The 6610-nt window shown below is 38.1% G+C and carries 13 protein-coding genes; 2 read left to right on the forward strand and 11 right to left on the reverse strand.

Annotation, left to right across the window (positions count from 1 at the left end; translation table 11 throughout):
• From PR725_RS21315 to PR725_RS21365, 11 genes are all read right to left on the reverse strand, one after another.
• A partial coding sequence (locus PR725_RS21315; protein WP_272570395.1) for a replication endonuclease occupies positions 1 to 1638 on the reverse strand: 1638 nt, incomplete at its 3' end.
• Positions 1631 to 1954 (reverse strand): DUF5405 family protein, encoded by a 324-nt coding sequence (locus PR725_RS21320; protein ID WP_094961855.1) that lies wholly within the window; start codon positions 1952 to 1954, stop codon positions 1631 to 1633. The genes PR725_RS21315 and PR725_RS21320, both read right to left, overlap by 8 nt.
• Positions 1954 to 2775, reverse strand: a complete 822-nt coding sequence (locus PR725_RS21325) for a DNA adenine methylase (RefSeq protein ID WP_272515512.1) — start codon at positions 2773 to 2775, stop codon at positions 1954 to 1956. Before PR725_RS21325 ends, PR725_RS21320 begins: the two co-directional genes overlap by 1 nt.
• Positions 2768 to 3064 carry a DUF3850 domain-containing protein gene (locus PR725_RS21330; RefSeq protein WP_048606884.1) on the reverse strand — a complete coding sequence of 99 codons (297 nt, stop codon included), beginning with the start codon at positions 3062 to 3064 and terminating at the stop codon, positions 2768 to 2770. The genes PR725_RS21325 and PR725_RS21330 overlap by 8 nt, the downstream gene beginning before the upstream one ends.
• 2 nt (positions 3065 to 3066) lie before the next feature.
• The gene (locus tag PR725_RS21335) at positions 3067 to 3288 is read right to left on the reverse strand and encodes a TraR/DksA family transcriptional regulator (protein ID WP_272570396.1); all 222 of its coding nucleotides are present in this window, start codon (positions 3286 to 3288) and stop codon (positions 3067 to 3069) included.
• Complete coding sequence (locus PR725_RS21340; protein ID WP_272570397.1) at positions 3281 to 3541, reverse strand: DUF2732 family protein; 261 nt, start codon at positions 3539 to 3541, stop codon at positions 3281 to 3283. Before PR725_RS21340 ends, PR725_RS21335 begins: the two co-directional genes overlap by 8 nt.
• Positions 3542 to 3610: 69 nt before the next feature.
• Positions 3611 to 4030 carry a DUF5347 family protein gene (locus tag PR725_RS21345; RefSeq protein ID WP_048606889.1) on the reverse strand — a complete coding sequence of 140 codons (420 nt, stop codon included), beginning with the start codon at positions 4028 to 4030 and terminating at the stop codon, positions 3611 to 3613.
• Positions 4031 to 4046: 16 nt separating this feature from the next.
• Positions 4047 to 4358, reverse strand: coding sequence for a hypothetical protein (locus PR725_RS21350; RefSeq protein ID WP_210843171.1), 312 nt, complete (start codon positions 4356 to 4358; stop codon positions 4047 to 4049).
• Between the two features lie 15 nt (positions 4359 to 4373).
• The gene (locus tag PR725_RS21355) at positions 4374 to 4535 is read right to left on the reverse strand and encodes a TetR family transcriptional regulator (protein ID WP_155405729.1); all 162 of its coding nucleotides are present in this window, start codon (positions 4533 to 4535) and stop codon (positions 4374 to 4376) included.
• 4 nt (positions 4536 to 4539) lie between these two features.
• Positions 4540 to 4764: a hypothetical protein gene (locus PR725_RS21360; protein WP_272515510.1), complete on the reverse strand. Its 225-nt coding sequence runs from the start codon at positions 4762 to 4764 to the stop codon at positions 4540 to 4542.
• Positions 4761 to 5036 carry a Cox family DNA-binding protein gene (locus PR725_RS21365; RefSeq protein WP_272570398.1) on the reverse strand — a complete coding sequence of 92 codons (276 nt, stop codon included), beginning with the start codon at positions 5034 to 5036 and terminating at the stop codon, positions 4761 to 4763. Before PR725_RS21365 ends, PR725_RS21360 begins: the two co-directional genes overlap by 4 nt.
• 103 nt (positions 5037 to 5139) lie before the next feature.
• Between PR725_RS21365 and PR725_RS21370 the strand changes: the two genes are divergently transcribed.
• Together PR725_RS21370 and PR725_RS21375 are read left to right on the forward strand one after the other, a co-directional pair.
• Positions 5140 to 5439, forward strand: coding sequence for a helix-turn-helix transcriptional regulator (locus PR725_RS21370; protein ID WP_272570399.1), 300 nt, complete (start codon positions 5140 to 5142; stop codon positions 5437 to 5439).
• Between the two features lie 66 nt (positions 5440 to 5505).
• Positions 5506 to 6489: a phage integrase gene (locus tag PR725_RS21375; RefSeq protein ID WP_272570400.1), complete on the forward strand. Its 984-nt coding sequence runs from the start codon at positions 5506 to 5508 to the stop codon at positions 6487 to 6489.
• Positions 6490 to 6610: the final 121 nt, after the last annotated feature.

The raw sequence follows: 6610 nt of genomic DNA on the forward strand, positions 1-6610 counted from the left end.
ACGCACTCGCTCTGCAACTTCACCAAGCTGATCAGCAATAGAAACGCCACGCAAACAAGAACGACGGCACTCTCGATAGGCACCTTTTGATGGGAGTTTATAGAAATGAAATTGTGGTATACGCCAAGTTGAAGCCCACGCGGTAACTGCTGCCGCCATACTTTTTAAATCTTTGCCGGTTTCGTGGTCTATCTCACCATCAAGGGCGTAACCGTCGATATTTTTAGCGATATATTTTGCGATATAGCCTACTGCACCACCGCGGTTCATGTGTTTACATTCAAAACGGTATTTATGTGCGCCAGCCTCGTCACCATCTTCTTTTAATGCACGCTTGCGCATAATATCAATGGCATCAGCCCTACTTGCCTTATCAACAAAAAGTAGCATGTGCCAATGTGGTGTGCCGTCATGATGCGGTTCGACAACCCGAACACCATAAACATTAATGTTATTGTCATTAAATGCCGAACGAATACGCGACCAAACTTTGACTAAGTACTGTTGCCCGTCCTTTGGTGTGTAGGCCTCATTTTTCCATTTGCTGTTAAGTACTGCGATCACGTCTTTTTTGCGTTTACGTAGCTTTGTTGGGTGGTATTTTGACGGGCAAGTCATAGTGATAAACATTCCAATATCACCACGTTCTTTCGCTACGCGTTCAATCCCCGCCATTTGAGCCATAAGTTCCATGCGGCGAATTTCAGGATTTGAAACACTCGCCATAACTTTATCGAACAGATCAAAGCGTTCACCGGTTTCAACATCCTGAATATCCATGCCTTGTAGGTATTGCATATTAGACAAACGCTGCGCTTGCACTGCGCGAATAGCCTGTTTACTCGCATATGGGTTGCGATTCTGGCAAACATCCATATTGGCAATCATTAAGGCTTCTAACCATTGAGTGCGGTGGGCTTTTAACTTCCGACACCAAAAGTCTGCATTAACCAAGCGCTGTACAGCCGCTATCACTTTTCGAATTTCTAGATTTTGTTTACCTTTGCCTCTTTTGCGATTTTTCAAAACTCGGCGGTAAGCTTTATAATGAAGCGGTGCAACATGTAACCCTTTCACCAACTCAGCCAAACGCCCGTAAATTTCTGTTTGTACAGAATCTTGATAGATAACTTCACGATCACCGTTATTCTGTTCTGTAAACTTATCGCAATAGATTTCATACAAATTAGAGAAACCGACAGCAATAATTTCAGCCAACTTTTTTACCGATTTATCATTCAAATCAAATAACCGGTTATATTGGCTAACATCAGGCGATAAACGAGTTGAAATTGTTAATAATGCTTTTGTTTCAATTTCATAACGTGCATTGATAACTAGCAATCTTTGCCATATCTGCTGATGGAAACGGTAATATAAAAAGTCGTAGGCTTTACGTAGGCCACTTTCTTTTAATAAATTGTCACAGTGTTTTTGATAGCGATAGCGCAGAACGCGCGGCAAGGTTTGAATATCACTTAAAATCGCTTGCCCCTGAACAATTTGTTCACGGGTAAGCGGTCTTTCTATATCAGATTTATAGTAATCATTATCTTTTGGCTTATTCCACGGATAAGGGAATACCATATCCGCGGTATAAGTCAGCGGTAACGTGGTGAAATCTAATACCTTAGACATTAAGAGCCCCGCCTAATGTTTCAGGTCTTAAAAGATTAATAGCAGTTTCACACCGGCGAGAAATGATATCTACCGCTTCACGATAAACATCTAATGTTTTAATACCTCGCCCTTTAACGTTTTGAACATGATAAGAAACTAAATCAATTGCCAGCATCCACGGATCAGAATGACAGCAAACAAGGCTATAACAACGATTGCGGCGGTTATATGACAGCAACCGCCAGATAATTTTATTATTTTCTGTATCAACATGTCGCTGAATAGCAAAGCGTGTGCCGCTAATGTAAACGCCATTGATAGGATCAAGCATCATTACTTAACCCCCTCTAAAACAGCGATAATTTCAATAGCTAATTTACGATTACCGTTAGCTGCAATTGTGCGCGGTGCTTCTATTTCATGAATAGTGAAACCAAGGTCAGCGTAAAGTGTTTTAGCTTGCGGGGAATTAGAAACGGTGATCGGATTGCCTTGGCTATCATTAATATCTTTTAATGCAATCGCTAACGCTTCATGGTCAGCATAGGTAAAGCCGGCTGTATGATATTGAGTGAAGCTATCGCTCCCGCCCATGTATGGCGGATCACAATAGATACCGTCACTATATTCAACTAATGAAAGTGTATCTTGCCATTCAAGGCAAGTGATGATGGCATCCTGAGATTTAACAGCAAAGGTTATTATTTCTTCCTTTGGAAAATACGGTTTTTTGTAATTACCAAAAGGAACATTAAAACCTGTTTTTTCGCTATATCTGCAAAGTCCGTTGTAACAGTGCCTATTTAAATACAAAAAATTGACAGCCATTCCTTCTGGAGTCATGTGTTTCTTAGTTGTGTTAAATTTGTTTCTTATTTCGTAATAGCTTTTTACTTGATTAAATGTCTGAAAATAATATTCAGCATTTGGCATAAACTGCACAGGCAATGACTGAGCCATGAGATATAGGTTAATTAAATCAGGATTAGCATCCGCAATTAAATACTGCTCATAGTCCGTGTTCATCATCACAGCGCATGAACCAGCAAACGGCTCAACTAACCGTTTTGCTTTTGGTAAGTGCGGGCGTAATTGCTCCATGATACGAACTTTAGAGCCAGCCCACTTGAGGATAGTTTTATTTGATTTAGCCACGATAATTATCCTCAATTCGAATAACTGAAAATGAAATCATCACAAAAGGAGGTAATGCCCTTAACTCTGGGTAAACCTCATTAATTTTTGTGATGTCAGTGATGAGACATGAAATAGCATTGCCGGTGTAACTGGCATAAGGTCTATTGATTGAATTGAATTCACGTAAAAATAGTTCATCACCTACCTGAAAATCTCTATCAGCACGGCGAAACTCGGCTGTTTTCAAACCATCTTGAACGAGATGAAAGTAATGAGGAGCTAGCTTGAGCTCATGTTTTCTTTTCATCGTCACACGCTCCGATAATGTTTACTTTTAAGCTCAAAAATCGTTTGGCAATCAATGCAGCGAGTGCAACCCTGTGATGCAATGCGGCGTGCTTCTGAAATAGGCTTGTCGCAGTCTTCACATTCAAAAGCTGAAACACTGACTAAACGATTAGTAATGGTTTTGATTTGTTGCTCACGCATGAGCATTTCGTGCTCGCTAGCGTGGTCAATTTCTTTAGACATGGTCCAGCTCCGCGGCCAGATTTGAGTAATGTTCAGACTCACCAACTAATAACTGGTGAATTTGTTCATCATTCAATTTTTCGTTGATGAGCTTGCACGCGATGGCTTCAAGGCGAGAGGAAAATTTATCAAACATGGCTTTTCTCTCATCCTCGCGAATAGCTTTAATACTGATAGCGACAACGGAATAATCATGTTTACCCGTTGCAGGATCAGCACCGATTAATATTGGTTTTATTTCTTTATTTTTCATTATCAAACCCTCAGATTTAGAATGTAGAAATCCCTGACGCGTTAACGTCATTAATTTTGTTTCTTTACCTTAAATAGGCATGGCAATATGTTTAGGGAATAGCGCCGTAAGTGCTTTAATTTGATTTATTGCTGAAATAATTGATTGCATTTCCTCTTTATTAAATTCTTCAAAACCTAAATGATGTTTATCACTATTAATTTCGGCTAAATAAAGAATCATATTAAGCATTCTCTCATCACTTAATCTTAGATACTCAATAAATCCGGAAAGCTCTTTATTATCTGGACATTCTTTATTTGAATGAAAAACGGTTGTCCTTAATTGAGCAGCTTTATTCAACTCATTCACGCGATATTCTAAGCTGTCACCGTGATTTTCGTAGTGCCTAGTTATTACATTCTTTACTGGCACATCATCAGTTTTCACATTATCGAGTGATTCAATAAGCTTTTTTGTTTTAACTAACTCAATTGCCGTAGTTCCCATGTTCTATATCAACCCCCTAAAATGGGATGTTATCATCCAATGGAATATCACTCATGCAATGTATACCTTTACCTCTTGTTCCCAATGCATTTTCAGCATAAGCCTCTCTTACGTCACTACTTAACTCACAGATAATAAAATCAACATCTAGAGGACTTAAACCATAGGTAACTATGGCTTTATTCATGACGGATATAATATCTTGTTTAATATCATGCTTTGCTGCTGATAACGCACGTAGTCTTTTAATAACACTAAACTCATCAGAGCATGCAGTTTTTGTTTTATTAAATTCTTTTGGTTCTGACATTTCTATTTTGATTTCCATTTTTAACCCTCACTATTATTTAATAGCTGCCGAGAATAAATATAAAAAGAATAAAATACCGCCAATCATTAAAATTTTATCCATTAACGATAATTGGCGTTTTTTATTTCGTTTGTGTTCATTAAATGATGAACTCGTTAATTTATGTTTGTGTTGCTGAAATTGTAATTGAGTCATTTTATTAACCCTTTATTAGTGGATAGAATGGAAATTCATCGATAATTACAAATAATGAATCTATGTATTTTTTTGCATCACTCATTGAATCAAATAAACCAAATGAATCATCATTTCGTTGAACGTGATAGCGGGTTACTGGATTCATAGCTTTAGCCGGTAACTTAACGATTAGAAAGCCACGATATTTAAAGCTGTGAGTTGATATCTGGATTAATTGATTAATCATTGAGGTTCACCTAATCCCAACCAAATTAACCAACCATCACGTAGCTCTTTTGGCATTTTTTCACGTGCCATACGTAAGCCTTTATTCCAATCAGTTACGTCAATGTAATACTCGCCGCGATTATTATCTGGGTGCTTAAGTTCAACATATGGCACCTTGCCATCTTTGCGCATATCTGAGACGGCTTTAGGCGTTTTACCGATATAGCCAGCAAATTTTGTCTCGGTGACAAACTCTGAACCACCTTTAGGAATTTCGATTTCTTTCGACATCTGATAACCTCTTTAATCGTGAGCGCTCTCAAGCGCTCTTTAGCGCCTCGTAGCGATACGGGGTTGTTTCGTATCAAGTAAAATTTAGAGGATCCGCAAAATTATGTCAAGCTCGAAAAGTGAAAAGCTAAAACTAATAAGAGAATCAGAAAGATTAAAATTAAAGGAAATGTCTGATTTAACAGGGATTAATTACCATACATACCATGGGTATGAATCAGGGAAAATGAATATGTCTTTAGAAGCAGCAACAAAACTATTTTCTATATCTCGATTTAGAAAATATATGAACTGGTTCATGTTTGATGAGACCGATCCCGAAGCTGGTCAAATCGCACCGGCTCTCGCACACAATGGGCCAGAAACAACAACCTCATCCCATTCAGAAAAGAAAACTGGTTAACAATACATCAAGATTTTTGCGAATTTATTGATTCGCTAAGTCTTTCAGCCATTGGAGGGATTTCTTATGTCAATTAAGAAACTCGAAGATGGTCGATATGAAGTGGACATTAGACCTACTGGGCGCAATGGAAAGCGGATCAGAAGGAAGTTTAATAAAAAACATGAAGCTATTGCTTTTGAGCGTTACACCTTAGCAAATTACTCTGAAAAAGCTTGGAAGCCAAAACTAGCTGATAAAAGAAAGTTAAGCGAGCTGATATCACAATGGTGGGATCTGTTTGGCAAAAACGCTGTACATGGCATTAATCAGCGAAAAAAAGCAGAGCGAGTTTGCGCGGGGTTATCAGATCCGATTTCATCTCAGGTGACTATAGGTCGAGTTAATATCTATGCGGAAATAAGACAGGCAAAAGGAATTAAAGCATCAACGGTCAATAGGGAAATAACAGCGTTAAGGGGGATATATTCAGATCTTATCAAAACTAATCTTTATCATGGTAATCACCCATTAGCTGGTTTTCAGGGGCTGAAAGAACAAGTGCCCGAAATGTCTTATCTAACTAATGAAGATATTAAATTATTTTTATCCAAGCTATCAGGTGACAACTACAACATAGCAGTTTTGTGTCTAAGTACGGGAGCTAGATGGGGAGAGGCAATGAAATTAAAAAGAGAGCATGTAATTGAAAATAAAGTTCGGTTTACTTATACCAAAACAGGTAAAGCGAGGATTGTGCCTATATCGCCAGAAGTTGCAGACCTTATATGTAAAAATAAAAAAGGACTGCTATTTTCTGGTGTTAAATATTCTTTATTTCGCCAATTACTAAAAGAAGCCAAACCCTCATTACCTAAAGGGCAAGCCGTACATTCTTTAAGACATACGTTTGCAACCCACTTTATGATGAACGGGGGTAGCATTATTACGCTTCAAAAAATATTAGGTCATGGTTCATTAATGCAAACCTTGACCTATGCTCATTTTGCTCCTGATTTTTTACAAGATGCCATCTCATATAATCCACTAAAAGGAAAAACAGTAATGTAAAAATGTCCACACGTTGACCACACTATAGCGTGCTTTGGCGCTCTTAGGCGCTGTTATCCATATGTTTACTATATTGTTTTTATTGGATATATTGATTTTAAAGGCATGAAAAAGGCCAGCA

It is taken from the genome of Providencia sp. PROV255 (assembly GCF_028478065.1).
GTDB lineage: Bacteria > Pseudomonadota > Gammaproteobacteria > Enterobacterales > Enterobacteriaceae > Providencia > Providencia rettgeri.